The organism is Streptococcus sp. HMSC076C08 (genome assembly GCF_001810825.1).
GTDB lineage: Bacteria > Bacillota > Bacilli > Lactobacillales > Streptococcaceae > Streptococcus.
Window position 1 is genome coordinate 1 of record NZ_KV802716.1, and the last position, 211, is coordinate 211.

Genomic DNA, 211 nt, shown 5'->3' on the forward strand with positions numbered 1-211 from the left:
GCTTACAGACGCTGACTGACTAGCACTTACCGAAGCGGAATGGCTGGAGCTTACAGACACTGATTGACTTGAGCTTGCTGAAACCGATTGGCTGGAGCTTACAGATGCAGACTGACTCGAACTCGCTGAAGCTGATTGGCTCGAACTTACAGATACTGATTGACTAGCACTAGTTGAAGCTGACTGACTAGCGCTCATTGAGGCTGATTGA

Annotated in this window: 1 protein-coding gene; it reads right to left on the reverse strand. The window is 48.8% G+C overall.

The features are described from left to right. The coding region (locus tag HMPREF2766_RS09805; RefSeq protein WP_186821420.1) for a hypothetical protein at positions 1-211 on the reverse strand (211 nt) is incomplete at both ends.